At 51.5% G+C, this 332-nt stretch carries 1 protein-coding gene; it reads left to right on the forward strand.

All coding sequences use genetic code 11. The features are described from left to right. Window positions 1-52: 52 nt before the first annotated feature. The coding region (locus BB427_RS03870; RefSeq protein ID WP_254663578.1) for a hypothetical protein at window positions 53-332 on the forward strand (280 nt) is incomplete at its 3' end.

The following is a 332-nucleotide window of genomic DNA, read 5'->3' on the forward strand; positions in this document are numbered from 1 at the left end:
CTCTTCCGATCTCTTGGAGGCTGAAGCAAAGGGCAAGGCTGAGGCACTCAGGATGAAGAAGAAATTGGAGAGCGACATCAACGAGCTGGAAATTGCATTGGACCATAGCAACAAAGCCAACGCAGAAGCCCAGAAGAACATCAAGAAATACCAATTACAGCTCAAAGAGTTGCAACAGGCCTACGAGGAGGAACAGAGAGCTAGAGATGAAGTCAGGGAACAGTACGCCATGTCTGAGAGGAGATGCAATGCCATGCATGGAGAACTGGAAGAGAGCAGGCAGCTTCTGGAACAGGCTGACCGTGCCCGCCGTGCTGCAGACAGCGAACTTG

Origin of the sequence: Pseudoalteromonas sp. BMB, assembly GCF_001709235.1 — a bacterium.
GTDB lineage: Bacteria > Pseudomonadota > Gammaproteobacteria > Enterobacterales > Alteromonadaceae > Pseudoalteromonas > Pseudoalteromonas maricaloris.